Source organism: Cupriavidus sp. YAF13 (assembly GCF_052113425.1).
GTDB lineage: Bacteria > Pseudomonadota > Gammaproteobacteria > Burkholderiales > Burkholderiaceae > Cupriavidus.
This window is the reverse complement of record NZ_JBFRDD010000007.1, coordinates 116633-134580: the sequence shown is the minus strand read 5'-3', so window position 1 is coordinate 134580 and position 17948 is coordinate 116633. Positions and strand designations below refer to the sequence as shown.

Below are 17948 nucleotides of genomic sequence, written 5' to 3'. Positions count from 1 at the left end.
ACCGACCTGGCACAAGCCATCAAAATCCGTGCCGCGGCCCGCCCAACGGCCCTGATCGGCCACCACAGGCTGCGATTTTCATGACAACGCGCAACGTGCGGGGCACGCTGCGCGCAGGTTGCGAGGCGGCGTTTCACAAGGTCCAGGCGCACGCAGAAACGGGTACGCTCATGGCGATTTCCCTGGCATCCCCGGCTATCAGGCGGCCGGCATGGAGCCACGGCCCGCCTGCTGCTCCGCCGTGCCGTCCCGTGCGGGGCGCGACTCCAGCGCCAGCGCTTCAGGCTGCGCGGCCGGCAGCGGCAGCCCCAGGTACGGGCTCATCGCGGCGAAGTCCGCGCGGTTGCTGCGCCGGCGCGTGACGCCGTTAAGCATGCCGCCGGCAAGCCGCGCCCCGGCGCGAGCCAGGCGCTTTAGCGTCTCGTCCACTTGCGCGGCGGGCGTGACATCGGCGCGCACCACCAGCAGCGTCGAGCCGGCCAGGTTGGCGACCAGGGTGGCATCGGCCACGGCCAGCACCGGCGGCGTGTCGATGATGATCAGGTCGAAGCGCGCCTTGCAGGCCTGCAGCGTCTCGGCCAGCGCCGGCATCATCAGCAGCTCGGAGGGATTGGGTGGCATCGATCCGGCGGTGATCACCGAAAGCCCCGACACCACGGTGGGCCGCATCACCGCCGCGAGCTCGGCATGGCCCGCGAGCAGTTCGGCCAGCCCCGGCTCGGCGGCCTGGTCGAACCAGTTGGCAACCTTGCCGCGGCGCAGGTCGGCATCGATCAGCAGCACGCGCTGGCCAGCCTCGGCGAACAGCACGGCCAGGTTAACGGATGCAAAGGTCTTGCCGGTGCCCGGTGCCGGGCTGGTCACGGCCAGCACCGCATCGGGCGCGTTGCGCACGGCGAAATGCAAGGCCGCGCGCACGCTGCGCAGGCCCTCCACCGCGAGCGCGTGCGGCGAGCGCCGCGCCAGCAGGAAGCGGTCATGCAGCCCGCACCGCAGCAGCCGATCGGCCTCGCCGCTGGAGAACCCGCCGGGCTCGGCCAAGGCGCTGCCAGGCGCGGGCGCATACAGGCGCGGGGCGGGCTGGGCGGCGAAGCCCATCATCATGCCCAGGCGGCGATGCACCTCGGACTGGTGTTCGAGCTCGGTCTGCTCGCTGCTGAACGCGATCTCGCCGAGCATGGGCATGCCCAGCCGCGCCTCGGCATCGGCTGCGTCGGCCACCGAGGGCCTGTAGCGCTGCCGCGCGGCCACGCCGGCCAGCGCGAGGCACAGCCCAAGCAGCGCGCCGCCGCCGGTCAGCGGCCACGGGCCAACCCCGTCGGGGCGGGCGGGCGGAAGCGCCGCGTCGACGATACGCATGTTGTTGGTGCGATCCGACTGCACCAGCGAGAGCTGCTGCACCCGGTTGCGCAACGTCATGTACATGTCCTCGGCCACCTTCACGTCGCGCGTGAGCGCCACGGACTCGCGCTCCGTCTCCGACAGGTTCTGCATGCGCGAGTCCATGTCGCGGCGCACCTTGCTGAGCTCCTGGATCTGGGTGTCGACCGTGCGCACTTCATTGCTGTCGGTGGTAAAGCGTTGCAGCAGGCGGGTGCGCTCCAGCCGCAGCGCGGCGATCTGGCGCTGGTAGTCCATGCTGCCGTTCAGGTACGACTGCGCGTCCTGGGTCGGCGCCATGGTGCCGCTACGGGTGCGGTAGCGCGTGAGCGCGGCCTCGGCGCGCTCCAGCTCGCCCTGCACGCGCGGCAGCTCGCCGGTGACAAAGGCAAGGCTGCCGGCCGCATCGTCGCGGCGCTGGGTGGTCTGGCTGTCGATATACGCTTGCGCCACGCCATTGACCAGCGCGGCGGCCAGCTTGCGATCGGGGTAGCGCCACGAGATGCGAACCGTGCCGGCGTCGCGTGTGTGTTCGTCCACCACCAGCTCGCGCGAGATGGCATCCACAGTGGAAAGCGGATCGCGGCGGATCAGTTCGAAGCGCGTGCCCGGCTGCGCATCGAGGTTGGCCACCTGCAGCTCCACATCGTTGCCCGCACCCAGCTCGCCCGCCACGCCCTCGAACAGCAGCGCATTGCCAGCATACAAGCGATAGTGGCCCTGCGGCTGGACCTCCAGCGTCAGCGGCACGTTAAGCAGGCGCTCGGGCACCGCCAGGCTTTCGATCTGGATGCGCTCGCCGCCCCAGGCGTAGCCCAGGCTTTCCGGCCAAGGGGCCATGGCTTGCCCTGGCTCGGCAAAGCGCGCCACCAGCGCACCCACCAGCGGCGCGCGCAACGGCACCGCCGAGACGTCCAGGTGCAGCCGCTCCACCACGGGCCCGACCACTGCGCGGCTGGTCAGCATGCCGGCATCGAACGGGGCGGCGGGGCCGGCCTGCGCCGCGCCGCGCGCGCCGGCATTCTGGCCTGCGTCGTGTGGCTCCACCTGCACCAGTGCCTCGACGCGATAGCGCTGCGGCATGGACAGGGCGACCAGGGCACCGATGGCGCCACCGGCGAGCGTCAGCGCGACGATCCAGCCAAGGTGATCGACTAGTGCGCGCGAGCCGTGCGCTCGCGGCTGCGCCGGCTCATTTGCAGCCGGCGACGCACCGGCAAAGGTCAACCTGTTCACGGCAATCTCCCTGACCCAACCCCACTCCCGCCTCAAGCACTGGCAAGCGCCGGCAGCAAACGATCGAACTCGCGCTTGACGAGCTTGTAGCACTCACAGGAATGTGCCTCCAGCCCATGCCGGTCGAGCACCGTGATGTGCCCGCGGCTATGCTGGATCAGGCCCAGGTCCTCCAGCTTGCCGGCGGCCTCCGTCACCCCTTCGCGGCGCACGCCCAGCATGTTGGCGATGACCTGCTGGGTGATCACCAGCTCGTTGGACGCCATGCGATCGAGGGCCAGCAGCAGCCAGCGGCAAAGCTGCTTGTTGAGCGAGTGGTGACGATTGCACACGGCGGTCTGCGCGATCTGGGTGAGCACGGCCTGCACATAGAGCAAGGTGACGCGCTGGATGGCCGGGGAGTGCGTGAATTCCTGTTTGAGCGTGGCGGCGGAAAGGCGGTAGGCAAAGCCCGGCGTGCGTACCTCGACGCGGCAGGGCATGGTGTCGCCACCGGTCAGCACCGGGATGCCGACGAGGCCTTCATTGCCGATGGCGGCGATCTCGACGGTGGCGCCGTCCTCCAGCAGCGACAGCATCGAGACGATGGCCGTCGTGGGGAAATAGACATGATGGATGCGCTGGCCGGAATCGGTCAGCAACTGCCCGGCGCGCATGCGTACCAGCTCAAGATTCGAGGACAGTGCTTCCCAATCGTTGCGCGGCAAGGCGCCAAGCACATGATTGACGTGCAGATCCGAACGCTGACTGATCATGACTCTCTCCCCGTGACCAGCCGTACGAACACCTCGACCGAAGCCGGCCCGCCGTGATCCGGAAGACCCGCGCCGACCACCTTTTCTCTGACCCTGGTTCGCACGGCATTTGTGCTTGTATTAAGTGCCATATGTGGCCCTGCCAACAGTAGCCGCACGGCTGAAACCTGATCATCCTTCGGTAGGTGTGAGAGCGCGGCCGGGGCCGCATCGCCGGTGCGCGGCAATGACACCTAGGCGGCGCTTCGCACCGTCATCGCCTGGCGTTTTTCCGCCTCTTCAGGCGCATGGCGCGCTGTAGGCAATCGCGCGGCGCGCATTGAGCGCATTGACCTCCCCCATCGGGATGGGATCTGCCTGCGCGCGGCCTACACCCTGCGCGCCTTCACGGCCTCCACCTTGCTGGCCGTTATCGGGTAAGAGTTTCACGCGCCGCTGGCTGCCGGGCGCGAGATGGAACCAGTCGTGTTCCGCGCGAAAGGCGATATCGTCGATGTGCACCCAGCGCGCAAAGCGCCGGGTCGATACCGTGAGCCACCAATCGCCATCCTCGCGCGCCACGCCCACCGTCAGCTCCGGCGGCTCGAGAGCGGCCGCGCTGCGCTCGGGCAGGTAGCAGGCCTGGCTCAGCAGGGCGCCGTCGCTGGGATCGACCAGCGCGGCGCGCACCACGTCATGCAGGCACGGCCCGAAGCGATAGGCGTATGTGAAATCGAAAAAGGCCCCTGCCAGCGCGGCGCCGCTGATGTGCTGCGTGGAGCGCGGGGCCAGGCACACATCGCGCGCGACATCGAGTAGCGCGGTCTCGCCGCCGCGCCAGCATTGCAGTTGCAGGCGCACATTGCGCGGCGTGGCGCGCTCATTGATCAAGTGCAGGTGAATGCCATTGAGGCCTTCGTCAGTGATCAGCACCTGCAGCGGCTGCCACACCTGGCGCAAGGCATGCCAAGCCGACTTGGGCCGGGCCAGCGCATCGACAATGCCCCAGCCCGCGCCCGGCAGCAGATCCTGCAGCTGCCACACCAGGCCGCCCGAGCAGGTCGAGCCCGCTCGCCGCCATTCGCTGAAGACGTCGGTCATCAGCTCCGCCACCACGGCGCGGGACAACGCCAGGTAGCGCGCCGTGTCCTCGTAGCGCAGGCGCGGTGGGTCCACCTTGAACAATTCTCGCAAATAGTAGTCGCGCACGTCTTCGAAGTCCCAGCCGCTGCCGGCATCGCGCGGCACACGGGCCTTCCAGCGCGGATCATGCACGGGCGGCACCGCGAGCGCGTCCGCCAGGGTGCGTGCGCATGGCACGTTGGAGAACGCCAGGCACTCCGAGGTAAACCGCACATTGGCGCGGCGCGCGTCGTCAAGCGGGCGCTGGTACGCGCCCACGCCGTAGTAGTGCGTCACGCCGCTGTCGGCCTGGAAGGGCCATGCACCGCCGCACGGCGAGTTGCGCACATAGACCGCGTCGGGATGCCAGGCCGCAATGCACGCCGGAATGATCTCGTCGAACAAGGGCTGGCGCCAGCTGGCCGCAGGCGTGCCCATCATCGCGGCCTGCTGCTCGGCTTCGCTGCCGCCGCACAGCACCGCCACGCTGGGATGGTGGCGATGCGCCGCCAGCCACTCGCTGACCTCGCGCGTGGCCTGCGCCATCAGCGGGCGCGCGGCCTCGGCGCTGGCCGAGTAATCGAAGTTCGCGAACATGAAATCCTGCCAGACCAGCAGGCCAAGCGCGTCGCACGCGTCGAAGAAGGCCTCTCCCTGGTAGCAGGTGACGCCGCTCACGCGCACCATGTTCATGCCCGCGCCGTGCGCCAGCGCAAGCCACTTCTGCACTTGGTCGGGCGCATCGGCGTGGCCGGCAAGGTCGTGGCTGGTCCAGCAGGCCCCGCGGCAGAAGATGCGCTCGCCATTGATGCGCAGCGCAAACGCCTGGGCGTCCTCTTCTCGGTCCGCCAGGCCGTCGGTGCTGCCATGGACGGTTCGGTCGAGCTCGATACGGCGAAAGCCAACCTGCCCGCACGCGATGCGCTCTTCGCCCAGCCGCAGATGCACCGCATAGCGCTCGGGCTCGCCATGCGTGTGCGGCCACCACAAGCGCGGCTCGGGCACGGCCAGCTCGCCCTCGTAGGCGATGCCGCCGGTGCCCGCGTCCACGGCTTTCATGGGTGCCTCGCGGCCATCGGCGCACAGCATGATCGCCATCGCCGGCGGCAGCGATGCCACGTCGCGCAGGCGCAGCCGGATGACGCCACCCTGCGCGGCATCGGCGGCCAGGCTTGCCTGCAGGTCCAGGCGCGCCGTCAGCAGCGGGCTCGCGTCGGTGGCAAGCGCCAGCAGGTCGATGCCGCGCCAGGGCCCGATCGTGTGCACGCTTGGGCACCAGCCGGGCATGTGGCCGAGCAGCGTGGTGCGGACCAGGCGCAACGCGGGCGGCGTGATCATGCGCGGCCTCCAGCGCACCGGGCCGCGCTGCGCGCGCAGCCAGCGGTGCAGCGAGCGGAAGCACAGGCAGAGCACATGCTCGCCATCGAGATGGAGCTCGGCCTCGAACGCCGTAAACATGTTCTGCGCGTCGAGCACGCGCACCTCATCCAGCCAGACCTCGGCCACGGTGGCCAGGCCGTGCAGGCGCAGCCGGTACGCGCCCGCGCCGGACACCGTCACGCGGTACCAGTAGTCGTGGTCGTGCAGCGGCCGCGGTGCCGCCGCCTGCCATTGCCCCGCAGCCTGAAGCGCCTGTGCCACCGTCCCGGGCACCTGGGCCGCCATCCACGGGCCGCGCCCGGCCAGCGCCGCGGGCGATGCCACGGCGCCGGCGGGCGTCTCCAGCAAGGCCCAGTTGCCGGCGAGCGGCTGCCGGTGCACGGGCCGCCCGGGGACGGGTGTCAAGCCAAGCGGCGCATGCATGGCAGGCACCCTCAATACTCGGCTTCGCCCACGTAGCCCGCCAGCGCCGGCACCGCGGCCTCGTAGGAGGCCTCGAGCTGGTCCAGGCAATCCCGGCAGCAATCCACGCGGCGGCTGATGATGGAGCGCACCAGGCGGAACTGCATCACCATGGCCTCGGACGCGAGCTTCTGGCACGCGCCCGCTATGCTCTCAGGCATCGGCTGGCCATGCTGCGCCAGCCAGCGCAGGTACTGCCCGAGCAGCTCGAAGTTGGCGCCCAGCTGGCGCAGCACGCTAAAGGCGTAGGGATGGAAGGTCTGCTCGCCACCGGCCATCAGTGCTTCCTGATGCGCGGGAAACGCCGTGCGGAATGCCGTGATGGGATTCTGGCGCGGACGGCGCGCCAGGTGCTTGCGCAAGAGCGCCAGCGAGGCGCGCACCAGCATCGTTCCTTCCAGCGAGGGGAACCGGCGGCGCGCCACCTCGGCATAGGGAAACAGCAGGTTCACGTCGTCCGCCAGCGCGGGCAGGCGGCGGAACAGCCCGGCGTAGTCCTCGCCGGTGGCCACGTGATAGCCCTCGTTATGGTAGTAACCCACGGACTGCGCCTCGGGCATCATCACGTCGATGCCGATGGTGGTCTTGGTATGCTCGCGCCGGTACGACGTAGCCCGGTTGTCCGGCAGGTAAAATCCATCCACCTCGAGCAGCACCACGTGGCCGCGGCAGGTCTGCCCGGCGACGCGGTCTTCCATCGACTCATACAGCGACAGCTCCTGCACCACCACGCCGTAGAGACGTTCGAGATCGTCCGGCGGGTATTTGAAGAAGGTGAACTGATCGCCCTCGAAATCCTGCGACACGGTGAATCCGAGCGCCGCAACCGGGTCCAGCTCCCAGCCGTGCAGCAGCTCGATCCACAAGTCCACATAGCAGTTGGTCTGCGGCCAGACGGGATTGCCATTGTGCAAGGCGTGCGACACGTGCATGCCGCGCTCCAGGTTCCGCGGGTCAACGAGCATTACAGCCCTCCCAGGGTGGCGCGTACGTCCTTGGGCCACAGCGACAGGTCGAAGCCGTGGTGGCGCAGCAGCGCCAGCGTCAGGCGCTCGATGCCAAATCCCGCGCAGCCGGTGTGCGCCGGCTCGCCGTCGGCGGTACGCAGCGTCCACACCTGGCCGAAGTGGTCCATGTGGTAGTTGAAGCTCATGCACGCCGTGGGCGGGGCGCCCTCGTTGATCGGGACCAGCAACTCGAACTTGAGCTTCAGCTCGCGCTGGCAGTCCGCCACGATCTTGCCGCCACGCCCGAAGAACGGGTCATTGGCCACCTCCACCTCGTGCGGGAGCTCGAGCATGGTAGCCAGCTGCTGGCCGCGCTCCATCCACAGCTGACGAAAGGCGATGATCTGCCCGGCGTTGCCCAGGCGCACGTACTCGCGCTGGCGGAACATCTGCATGCGCGCCGGATCGATCGAAGGCTCGTGGCGGAAGCAATATGACAGCACATCCACCACCAGCCCCTGCGGCGGCATCGGGCCGCGCCGCGCCACCGCCGGATAGATCGGGTAGCACGCGGCCGGCGTGAGCACCACGCGGGTCGGCCGCTGCTCGTCGGCCCATTCCTCGCCTGCCTCCATCCGTGCAAGCAGGCGATGATGGTCGCGATCGCTGCCGCAAAAGCTGTGCACGGTGCCGGCCAGCTGCGGAAAGCTCTTCAGGTAGCCGCTAGCCTCGAAATCCTCGCGCGACATGGCGGGCGGAAAGCGCATCACTTCCGCGCGCTGGTCGGCACCGAGCGCAGTGACGGCCACGTTCAGGCCGTCCGCGATGGCCTCGAACACCGCGCTGCGGCCATAAACGCCATCGACCCCGCTCGGGATCAGCAGGCCCGCCTCGATCAATGCCTGCTGGTAGCGCCGCTGGCCTGCCTGCGGATCGCTGTACGAAGGCGTAGCGGCCGACGCGGCGGCGGCGTCCGCGGGCGCGGAGTTGGCGCGATCTTCCACGCTGACGTTGGCATCCATGTCGTGCTCCTTAGCTGGAACGCTCGGCCAGCAGCAAGCTAGCGGTATTGGTCAGGATCCGGTCGTTGTTGATCATCAGCGGCGCGGACCAGAGATCGCGCAGGTGACGCCCGAGGCTGTAAGGCGTGCCTTGCTTGTAGCCGGCCATGCCGCAGATCATCATCGCCTGCTGCACCACCTCGATCGCCATCGTGCTCACACTGGTCTTCAGGCCGTTCATCTCCGCGGCGAGCGAGAACAGTGCCGACACCGAGAGGCCCGCGTGACGCTGGCGCTGGTGCTCCAATGCGAGCTCAAGCCGCCCTTCCATCATCTGCACCATCGCCACCGCATCGGCCACCCGCGTGGCCGACGGCGGAAGCGACCCCGGGCGCGCACGCGCCTGCCCCTGGAAGAAGGCCTTGGCGCGCTGCACGGCATCGCCAGCGATGCCGGTCCACAAGGCGGCCCACAGGATGTGCGAAACCGGCGTCATGGTGCCGTCCGCGATCTCGCCGAACGCCACCGGCAGGATCTGCTCGCAGGCGCCGCGCGCTTCCAGGCGAAAGCCGTTGCTGCAGGTACCACGCATGCCAAGGGTGTCCCACGTGCTGAGGCTCTGCAGCGTGAAATCGTCTTTGAGCAGGCACACCATGACCTGGTCCGAGGGCGAGGCATCGGCATGGCGGCGCGCGGTGGCCAGGATGGCGTCGGACTGCGCGCCATAGGAAATCGTGGGCGCCATCTTGAGCAGATGGAATCGGTCGTTCTCGACATTGACGGCGCAGCCGCTGTTGCGCAGGGCGCCGCCGATGGCTTCCTCGGACGTGGCCGAGGCCAGCAGCAATTGCTCTGAGGCAATACGTTGAAGCAACTGCTCGTGCCAGGGGTTACCTGTTCCGTGCTCGACGATGCAGGCCACCTGGATCTGGTGCATGGCGTAGACCATGCCGGCCGAGGAGCAGGCCGCACCCAGCACGCGGCAGATGGCCGCGACCGTGTCGAGCGACGCGCCTGCGCCGCCGTGCGCCGCGGGCACCATGGCGCTAAGCAGCCGGTGCTGCCGGATTGCAGTAAACGCGTCGTGCGGGAACGCTGCGTCGCGGTCGACCTGATCGGCGTGCTTGGCCGCTTCGAGCGCGGCAAGCTGCGCCGCCGCCATCAGCTCGGCGGCAGTGCTGTGCGCAGCCATCGGGCGTGCCAGGTCCACGCGGGCTAAGGGGGGGCTCATGCTGCCTCCTGTTGCCGTCTTAGCTGCTCGGCCGCCGCTGCCAGCGAGTTGACGCTGCGAAAGAGCTGCCGGGTCAGCATGGCGTCCGGGATCTCGATGTTGAATGCGTTTTCGATTGCCAGCATCACATGAACGGTGGCAAGCGATGACAATCCGGCTTCGTAAAGATCGGCCTGGTCGTCGAGCGCGTCTACCGACACGTCGAGCCGCGCCACCTCGGCAAGAATTTGTCGAATGGTTGCCTTCATCACTGGTTCTCCTCGGTGAGGATGCTCGGGTCTCATCATTGGGCCGCAGCTACCGGCCGGTTTCGGTGCGCTGGCCCACCAACTTTGCATGTAGGTTGGCGGCGCGGGCGCACTGGGGGAGAAGGACTCAGAACGCCTCGCGTCCCGTCCAGCCATACAGCGCCGTGCGCAAGATAATGTGCAGGTCCAGGCGGAAGGACCAGTTGCGGATGTAGAAGATGTCGAACTCGATGCGCTGGCGCATCTTCTCTACCGTGTCGGTCGGGCCGCGAAAGCCGTTGATCTGCGCCCAGCCGGTGATGCCGGGCTTGACCCGGTGGCGCAGCATGTAGCGATCGATGACTTCCTTGTAGAGTTCGTTGTGCTCGATGGCGTGCGGGCGCGGGCCCACCACCGACATCTCGCCACGCAGCACGTTGATGAACTGCGGCAGCTCGTCCAGGCTGGTGCGGCGCAGGAAGGCACCGATGCGCGTGACGCGTGCATCGCCGCGCACGGCCTGGGTCACGCAGCCCGCGTCTTGATGCTGCACCATGGTGCGGAACTTGTAGACGTGGAACGGCCGGCCATCCATGCCCAGGCGAGTCTGGCGGAACAGGACAGGGCCGGGAGACGAGCGCTTGACCAGCACGGCGATCACCAGCAGCAGCGGCGACAGCCCGACCAACGCCGCCAGCGCGAAAGCGCGGTCGAAGCTGCCCTTGAGCAAACCCGTGATGCCCGACTGCGGTGGGCTGTTCAGGTCGATGACCGGCAGGCCGAGGAAGTCGCTGAAGCGATGGCCGAGCAGTTCGACCGCCATGATGTCGGGCACCCAACGGATGTCGATCAGGTCGTTGCGGAAGTGGGAGACCACGTCATAGAGATCGCGGCACGCAGCCATCGGCAGCGTCAGCCAGATCTCGCGCACGCCGTTGTTGCGCACGAACGTGCAGACCTGCTCCAGCGAATCCAGCCGCGTTACGCCCGCGGGCACCGGCTGCTCCATGCCTTCGTCGTAGATGCCGGCCACGTCGTAGCCCGCGCCGCGATTGTTCCGTACGCGCTGGTACATCTCGTGGCCGAGTGATCCATAGCCCAGGATCACCACACGCTTGGCATTGATGCCAAGCTCGCGCACGCTGCCCAGCATGCCGTAGAGCACCACCCGGGAGGCCAGCAGCATGACGGCCACGCTCAGGACCCAGCCCATCGACCAGAGCCGGGACAACGCGGCCGACTGGTGCATCAGGTACGCAGTGACCAGGCCCAGCATGCACACCGCACCCCAGGCCGCGAGCGTACGCACCGCCAACGCGGCACGGCTGCGGCCGCGCCAGGAGTTGTACAGGCCACAGGCGGGGAACACCAGCAAGGTGCTGACCGAGCACAACACGGTGATGAAGCCATGGACCGGGGCGGCGCCACGCAGGCCTTGGGGGAACAGCAGTTCGCCTACCACCGCGCCGCAGGCGGCAACGATGGCCGCATCGGCGAAGCGATACAGGATTTGGAGGGCGGCCTGCCTCTCGGCAACGAATGCGCGAACCGTCGACATGATCTGCCTCCATCCGGCGAGCCGGACTTGCTATGCAGATCATGGTTACGCCGCGGCAGCGCTACCGTCTGTTTGCTTGCGCACAGACGGGCTCGGGGCGCGTGCTGGCGGGCCGGGCCTCCCGGCTCAGCGGAGCGGGGCGGGGGGCTGGCAAGCCAGCACCGCGGATCCCTCGCGCTGGCCAGCCCATTCGCGCCATTGCCCGCGCTGGAACGGCTTGTCACGCCCGGCCAGCCGGGCGGCAATGATTTCAAGCCAGTGATGCGTGGGCGCGGCGACGCCAACCGCCGACACGCCCAGCATCAGGACGACCACCAGCACGGCTGCCAGGGCCGGCGCCGAGCGGGCCGGCCGCCGGCCCCAGAAGATGAAGCTCAGGCTGACGGCAAAGCCGAGCGCAAGCCCGCTCAGCACTTCCGAGCCTGAATGCGCCTGCAGCTTCAGCCGTGAGACGCCCACCAGCAACGCTAGCAACAGGCCGATCCCGCCGGCGCCAACGGCAAGACGAGGATGCCGAGCCGACACGATCAGGTAGAACAGCACCGGCAATACCGACGCCGACATCATGCTATGGCCGGAAACCCCCGTGAAGTTGAGCGCCGCGCAGCCAATGCCCCAGCCCATGAAGGCCAGCTTGGAGGCCAGCACCACCGCGGCGGTCACGCCGAAGCTCAGCACCCAGCGGCGCGCGCTGGCAACGGCGCCGGCATGGAACAGCCATGCGGCGATCAACACGGCGCAGGGCAGCAGCAGGGAGGTTTCGCCGAAGCGGGAGATGAGGTGCCAGGGAATCATGATGGCTGTTGGAGGGTCGAGCACGCGAGCAAAGTAACACAGTTGCATAACAGCCTTCCCCGCAGGCTTGCCGGCTGCGCGGGCCTTCGGGCCGGCTTCAACCCAGCCAGAAGCATGAGGCGGCCAAGGTGCCACCCGCTGGCCATGCGGCGATGCGAAGCACGCACTGGGCTGGCGGGTTTCCCTAGGCACTGGCGGGCAATCCCTTCAGCCATGTGGCAGTTGCATCTTCTGGTCGATACAGCTACCGCGGGTGTTTGGCTATCGTCGGAGAGTGGCCCGCCGAGCGGAATCGAGCTGGCCACTTTAGAGTCCGCATGGTCCCCCGGTCGGCGGACTCTTTTTTTGTGCGGCGCCTTTGGATTTCGGCAATTATGCGGGCGGCCAGCGCAGGCAGGAAAAGAAACAGGCCACGGTTTGCCGCCTCTGCCAGCCGGCTCAACCGTGGCCATCAAGATCCGGCGCAGCATGCGCTGCGGCCGAAACGCGCGTGCGCGCATCCCTGCCGGCATGCGCACCGGAAAAGCTCCGGTCCCCCGAACACGCGCTCGTCGTCGCCCCCTCTTGCCTTACTCTCGTTGTCTTGTGGCGGATGAACAGCCGGTGGCATCCCGCACTGCTACCGGGATGCCCTGGCTAGCGGCCACGGCCTAGCCGGGCGCCGGCTCATGCACGCTCTCCAGCGCCGGTTCGCTTGCCACCACCACGCAGTACTCGTGGCGAGCAAGCAGTCCGGCCCGCACGGATGCCACCTGCCTGCGTGCTTCCTGCTCACCGGCAAAGGTAGCTGCCGCGATCGCAGCAGCCTCGCAGGTGTAGCGCCTGCCATGCAACTCTCCGCGATACAGCAGCGGTTCGTCGCGCCCGGTAGTCAGCCTGATTTCGTAGCAGCACGCCCACTTGCCCCGGCCCTCCGGCACGGCAAAGCCGCGCACGACCAGGATATCCAGCCCGTTTTCCATACGACCCCCTGTGCATCGCGCGGTGGCCGGCTTGACATTGAGCGTCCCGGCTTCATGACCCGTGCACGTTCAGCATAGGCAGTCGCAGTGGCGCGCGCATCATCCCCTTGCCGTAGACCCACCTGAACAGATGGGGGAGGACGGTGGCATGGCAAAGGCCCGGCGCGGAAAACACTGGCCCCCGGCGCGCACCAGCGCCACCGCAGCCCGCGTTTGCTCGGGCGAGGCTGGCACCGGCAGGCAGCCGCTAGCGCCAAGGCCGGCGGCGTAGCGCGCGAACTCGGGGTCGGGGGTCTCGCACATGACCAGCCAGCGCCGGGGCGCCAGGCGGGAGTGCAGTGCATCGAGCAGACGGAACGAATCGGTATCGGTGCCGCTGCAGTCAAGCAGCGCGAAATCGATGGGCCCCGGCGGTAATTCGGCTGGGGTCGCCTCCAGCAGCCATTCGGGGGTATGCGATAGCACGGGGGCGAGCGCGGCAAGCTCGCGGAGGTGCCGCAGCACACCTCGTCGCAGCATCATGTTGTGGGCAAGCAGGAGCGTTGTCATCGGCTGTGGGCGACAGCGGGTTGCGTTGGTTGCGCGAGGTGCGCTTAGCCAGCGAGTGCCGGGACCGGCTTCCCGCGAGAGCCACTTGTTTGTTGATCAGGGTAGCAAGTGCAGCACTACGCCGCCTCGTGCATTCGGATGAGGCAGCGTGTTGCAGAGGATGGAGTCGCTGGTGCTCTGGGCCGCCGGGCGCCACTGCGCGCGCCCAGCGGGACTAACAATCAGGCCGCCTGGCAGACACCGGCCAGCTCGACCGGCGACGGCCCCGCGCCGCGAATCGGCACGGCAGCGGTTGCCGGGCCCGGCCAGCTCAGCTTCGCGCCGCGCTGCAGCGCTACGTAAACCGCCTCGCCCTTGTTGCGCACGTGCAGCCGCTGGTAAAGGGTGCACGCATGCGTCTTGGCGGTAGCCACCGAGATGTTCAGCAGACGGCTGACGGTCTTGATCGGATAGCCGCGCGCCAGCAGCGCCAGCACCTCGTACTGGCGCTCGGTAATATTAAGCAGGTGCGATCCGGCCGAAGGCGTTTCCGGCTCGGGGGCGGTGTCGCCCGGCAGATGCTGTGCCGGGTGGACGGCAGCGTCATGTTCGCCATCGACCTGGGTCGGTCCGGCGTGCATATGCAGCGTGGCCAGCGACGGCCTGGCCGGAATCGAGGGCCACGGCACAGGACTCGCGTCGGCGCGCGCCGCCTGGGCCCGGGCGGGAAAGCACTCGCCGTCTGCAAGGACAAGGCGGATCGCCGCATCCAGCATGTCGGCGCTGCAGGCCTTGGACAACAGGCCGCGCACGCTATCGGGCATGGAGGTACCGTTCTGCGGCGACAAGATCTGCTCGGATAGCACCAGGACCCGCTTGGGCATCAGTGTCTGGCAGGCCTGATCCAGTTCCTGCCAGCTCAACGCCGGGTCCGCCGACAATCCGTAGATCATCAGGTCGGCATGGCAGAGCCACTCGGCTGGATAGGGCAGGGCGCCGGGATCGATATCGACGAGGTCGCCGTGGAGGCCGGCCTGGGTCAACAAATGGCGCAGACCCAGGCGCAGGAGGGGATGAGGCTCGATCAAGAGGATTGTGGCCATGGCCGCTCTCTTTTTTTGTTACGGCATGGCGAGCCCCGCGACAACCCGCACATGCTAACGGAAATGCCCCACTATGCTGCGGTTGCATTTCCATACGATCCGTTTCGTCTCCAGGCCGTGGCAGCGTACCCGTCCAGGTCCCGCTGCCCGACTGACCATCCCGTGGAGTCGCTCTCGAATCGCCCCGTTTGCGCTTTCTTACGCTGTAGATGTTTCTTAATTCAGAGTTAAAGAAGTCTAACTCTGGGTCTCAGGATATGCACTGGCGGGGGTGAATGCAAGTCAGGGTTACACCGGGCGAAGCATGTCGTGCAATGTCAGCGGCGTTGGGCTGCGCGGCCGGATCGGCCTACCGCAGGTGGCAAACCGGCGAAAATGGGGGATTTTGCCGGTATAATTATCGGCATTAAACTTCACTATGCATTTACACCCGGATGCATTTAGCGATTGAATAAGTGCCTTATGAATCAAGATCTTAGCGACCAAATCGAACGTTGTCATGCAACCCGGTAAGGCCCCTAGCCTGAGTCTCACCCGCAGCGAATTTGCCGCTGTGCGGGCCTACGTGCAAGGCATGCCGGCCGCCATGGTAGCCGGGCGCTACCTCTCTGATGACGACGACGACGATGACGCAGGCGGCGAATCCGCCTTGCGGCTGTTGCTGGGGCTGCGCGACCGCATGGTGCAGTTGGCGCACCTGCATAGCCGGCAGGATCTGGCCGAACTGCTGGAAGGTGGCCCCGGGCGCTCCAACCGGGGCATGGACCGCCGGGTCGAAGCGCTGGCCGAGCTGGAACGGCTTGGTACCGCCCAGCCCCGCGCCGATCACGGCATCGAGCTCTGGTTTTCCCCCGCCCTGGCGAGGCGCTTGCGAGCACAAAAGATATCTAATCTGCATATTTTGGTGGATCTTGCCAACCGCCACGGCAATGCGTGGTGGCGTTCGGTGCCCCGCATCGGCGCCCTTGCCGGAGCGGCAATCAACCGGTGGCTGGCCGATCATCGCGATGTGGTGCGGGATGAGCGGGGAGAACCTTTGCTGCGGGAGCACGTTTTCGCGCGGGGCCGCCTGGCCGAAGCCACGCTTGGCCCGCGCTTGCGCCAACTGGTGCCGTTTGAGCTGATGCGCGAAGAAGAATCGGGTACGGTGACGGCGACTTCACCTGATAGTGATCTAAAAGGCTCTTTTATAAGCGATCTCGCCGCCGTTCGGGCTTGGCTCGCAGCAAATCAGGCGCAGCAAAGTACCTGGCTGGCGTACCGTAAGGAGGCCGAGCGGCTTTTGCTCTGGACGGCGATGGCGCGATGCAAGCCGCTGGCCATGCTGGATCGGCAGGATCGCCAGGACTATTTGGCGTTCCTTCGTCATCCTGCTCCCGTACAGTTGTGGGTCGGTCCGCGTGCGCCCAGGGAGTCGGCGGCATGGCGCCCGTTCACCGGTCCGCTGTCGGAGAGCAGCGTGCTCCATGCTTCGCGCATCCTGGGCGCGCTGTTTGAATGGCTGCAAAGCCAGGGACATGTGGCGGAGCACGTCTGGCAGCCCGAGAGCCAGTCGAAGAGGATGGCGCCGCGCATGGCCGTGCCCGTGGCCGCCGGGACCACCCTTGAGTCCGAATCGCTGGCCAGATTCCTTGCCTGGCTAGCGGCCCAGGGCCGGGATCCCGAAGGCATTCGCTATCGCGCCGCCGAAGCGGCAGTCCGCTTGTTGCAGGAGCAGCCCATCGGATTTGCGAGCCTGGCGACGTTCACGCGCGGCAAGCTTAGCGAGCACGAAGAAGTTGGTACGCATGAAGAAGTTGGTACGCCCTGTGCCGAGGAGGGGCACGGCGAGGGTGAGGGTCTAAGCGAGGCGGCTCGCAGCGCACTGGAGCGTCACTGGCAGGACCGCGGGCTGGATTGGAGCAGGCAGGCCGGCCAGCCGATCGTGCTCGTCGGCCCTCCCCGGCTTCCGCCTACCGGCCGTGCCAGGCGCAAGGCGGAGAGGTCGCCGGGTGCAGGCTACTCGGTCAGGGGATTGCATGCCTTGCTGAGCCAGGTGATCGAGCGATATCGGGAGGCCGAGGATGCCGAGTTCGCGGCCCGCTCGCCGCGCGACCTTGCAGGGCGAAGAACCCGGGTGAAACGGATTGGGGCGGGAGTCATGGCCCCTGAGGCTTCCGGGGCCTGCACAGCGGATCATGTTCATGTCGTTCCGGCCTTGGAGTGACCGGATGGGGTGGGTGATCGCTGCCCTTCCCCCTCGACTCCGACTATGCAAGCTGCAGCTGTCAGCTAGCGGTCTTTTCCAGGCCAAAACGCGCCTTGAGGGTCTCGACCAGCGCTTCGCGCGCGCCTCGGTCGCTCACTTGCACATCCAGCACCACGCGCCCGGAATCCCACTCCTTGATCGTGCCCAGCAACTGCCCAGCGTCGCTGCGGATCTTGTACTGGCGGCTGATCTCCTTGATCTTGCGTGCCTTGCCTTCCTGCGCGTGCTTGCGAATCGCCTCGACCTCACGGCTGGACAAGCCCTCTGCCATGATGCGCGTGGCCAGGTCCCGTGTGCGGTCCTCTCCAACGATCTTGCAATAGAGCGTCAGCTCATAGCCGGTGGCAATTCCGATTGCGCTGGGACGCTCGCGCATGACGCCCAGGACGGACTCGGGCAGTCTCAGCAGCGCCAGTGTCTTGTTGACCGTGCCGGCTGACATCCCTGTCAGTTCGCAGATGTCTTCCTCTTTCTGGACCTTGCCTTCGTCGAGCAGTTGCCGCCAGGCAATCGCGTTGTCCAGCGCCGACTGGTCGGACCTTTGCTCATTGAGCAGGAACGACAGCCGGTAGAAATCCAGGTCATTCAGGTTGCTCTCGATGAAGCATTCCATCTCGAGCTTGCCCGCGGAGGCCAACGCCCGCTTGCGGTAGTGGCCATCGATCAGGATGTAGTGCCCCGGCCGGGCCAGATCCGGCGTAGCCAGGCCCGGTGTTTTCTGGCCGTGGGTGGCAATCGAAGCCGCGCGTTCCTGCACCACCACAGGGTCGTAGATGCGGCGGGCATTGAACGGATTGTCGTGGAGCTGCGCCAGCGGCACCTTCATCAGGATTCGGCCACCCTCCTCCTCGGACTCACTTTCAGCGCTGAAAATGGGGCTCGGTTCTCGGCCGCGCACCTGGAGCAATCCGTTGGGGTGCTGCGAAATTGCCGCTTCGGCGCGGGCAAAGCGATCGATCGCGTCCCCTCGTGTTTTTTCTGCCGCCATTCCCGCCAACATGCCTGCCTTGAGGCTTTTCAATTTTGTCGCCATA

14 protein-coding genes are annotated in these 17948 nt (G+C 67.3%); 1 reads left to right on the top strand and 13 read right to left on the bottom strand.

Translation table 11 applies throughout. From position 1 onward, the window contains the following. Positions 1 to 198: 198 nt before the first annotated feature. The 12 genes from AB4061_RS08215 to AB4061_RS08160 form a co-directional block, all read right to left on the bottom strand. Complete coding sequence (locus AB4061_RS08215; protein ID WP_441632851.1) at positions 199 to 2607, bottom strand: polysaccharide biosynthesis tyrosine autokinase; 2409 nt, start codon at positions 2605 to 2607, stop codon at positions 199 to 201. A 41-nt stretch (positions 2608 to 2648) separates the two neighbouring features. Further along, complete coding sequence (locus AB4061_RS08210) at positions 2649 to 3371, bottom strand: Crp/Fnr family transcriptional regulator (protein ID WP_441632600.1); 723 nt, start codon at positions 3369 to 3371, stop codon at positions 2649 to 2651. A 279-nt stretch (positions 3372 to 3650) separates the two neighbouring features. Beyond that, the gene (locus AB4061_RS08205) at positions 3651 to 6275 is read right to left on the bottom strand and encodes a glycoside hydrolase family 2 protein (protein WP_441632598.1); all 2625 of its coding nucleotides are present in this window, start codon (positions 6273 to 6275) and stop codon (positions 3651 to 3653) included. 11 nt (positions 6276 to 6286) lie between these two features. Next, positions 6287 to 7279, bottom strand: a complete 993-nt coding sequence (locus tag AB4061_RS08200) for a DUF1839 family protein (protein WP_441632596.1) — start codon at positions 7277 to 7279, stop codon at positions 6287 to 6289. Further along, on the bottom strand, positions 7279 to 8283 hold the full coding sequence (locus tag AB4061_RS08195; protein WP_441632594.1) for an amino acid--[acyl-carrier-protein] ligase: 1005 nt from the start codon (positions 8281 to 8283) through the stop codon (positions 7279 to 7281). Before AB4061_RS08195 ends, AB4061_RS08200 begins: the two co-directional genes overlap by 1 nt. Positions 8284 to 8293: 10 nt before the next feature. Further along, positions 8294 to 9493 carry an acyl-CoA dehydrogenase family protein gene (locus AB4061_RS08190; RefSeq protein ID WP_441632592.1) on the bottom strand — a complete coding sequence of 400 codons (1200 nt, stop codon included), beginning with the start codon at positions 9491 to 9493 and terminating at the stop codon, positions 8294 to 8296. Then, the gene (locus AB4061_RS08185) at positions 9490 to 9741 is read right to left on the bottom strand and encodes an acyl carrier protein (RefSeq protein ID WP_441632590.1); all 252 of its coding nucleotides are present in this window, start codon (positions 9739 to 9741) and stop codon (positions 9490 to 9492) included. The genes AB4061_RS08190 and AB4061_RS08185 overlap by 4 nt, the downstream gene beginning before the upstream one ends. A 127-nt stretch (positions 9742 to 9868) precedes the next feature. Next, the gene (locus tag AB4061_RS08180) at positions 9869 to 11278 is read right to left on the bottom strand and encodes an undecaprenyl-phosphate glucose phosphotransferase (RefSeq protein WP_441632588.1); all 1410 of its coding nucleotides are present in this window, start codon (positions 11276 to 11278) and stop codon (positions 9869 to 9871) included. A gap of 126 nt (positions 11279 to 11404) precedes the next feature. Then, positions 11405 to 12073, bottom strand: coding sequence for a phosphatase PAP2 family protein (locus tag AB4061_RS08175; RefSeq protein ID WP_441632586.1), 669 nt, complete (start codon positions 12071 to 12073; stop codon positions 11405 to 11407). Positions 12074 to 12723: 650 nt separating this feature from the next. After that, positions 12724 to 13035, bottom strand: coding sequence for a hypothetical protein (locus tag AB4061_RS08170; RefSeq protein WP_441632584.1), 312 nt, complete (start codon positions 13033 to 13035; stop codon positions 12724 to 12726). A 99-nt stretch (positions 13036 to 13134) separates the two neighbouring features. Beyond that, complete coding sequence (locus AB4061_RS08165) at positions 13135 to 13584, bottom strand: DNA-binding response regulator (protein ID WP_441632583.1); 450 nt, start codon at positions 13582 to 13584, stop codon at positions 13135 to 13137. A 221-nt stretch (positions 13585 to 13805) separates the two neighbouring features. Next, entirely contained in the window at positions 13806 to 14666 is an 861-nt protein-coding gene (locus tag AB4061_RS08160; RefSeq protein WP_441632581.1) for a response regulator transcription factor, read from the bottom strand. Positions 14667 to 15165: 499 nt separating this feature from the next. Between AB4061_RS08160 and AB4061_RS08155 the strand changes: the two genes are divergently transcribed. Further along, positions 15166 to 16872, top strand: a complete 1707-nt coding sequence (locus tag AB4061_RS08155; RefSeq protein ID WP_441632579.1) for a phage integrase family protein — start codon at positions 15166 to 15168, stop codon at positions 16870 to 16872. Between the two features lie 61 nt (positions 16873 to 16933). Here the strand turns inward: AB4061_RS08155 and AB4061_RS08150 are convergent, their stop codons facing one another. After that, positions 16934 to 17947, bottom strand: coding sequence for a ParB/RepB/Spo0J family partition protein (locus AB4061_RS08150; RefSeq protein ID WP_441632577.1), 1014 nt, complete (start codon positions 17945 to 17947; stop codon positions 16934 to 16936). Position 17948 lies beyond the last annotated feature (1 nt).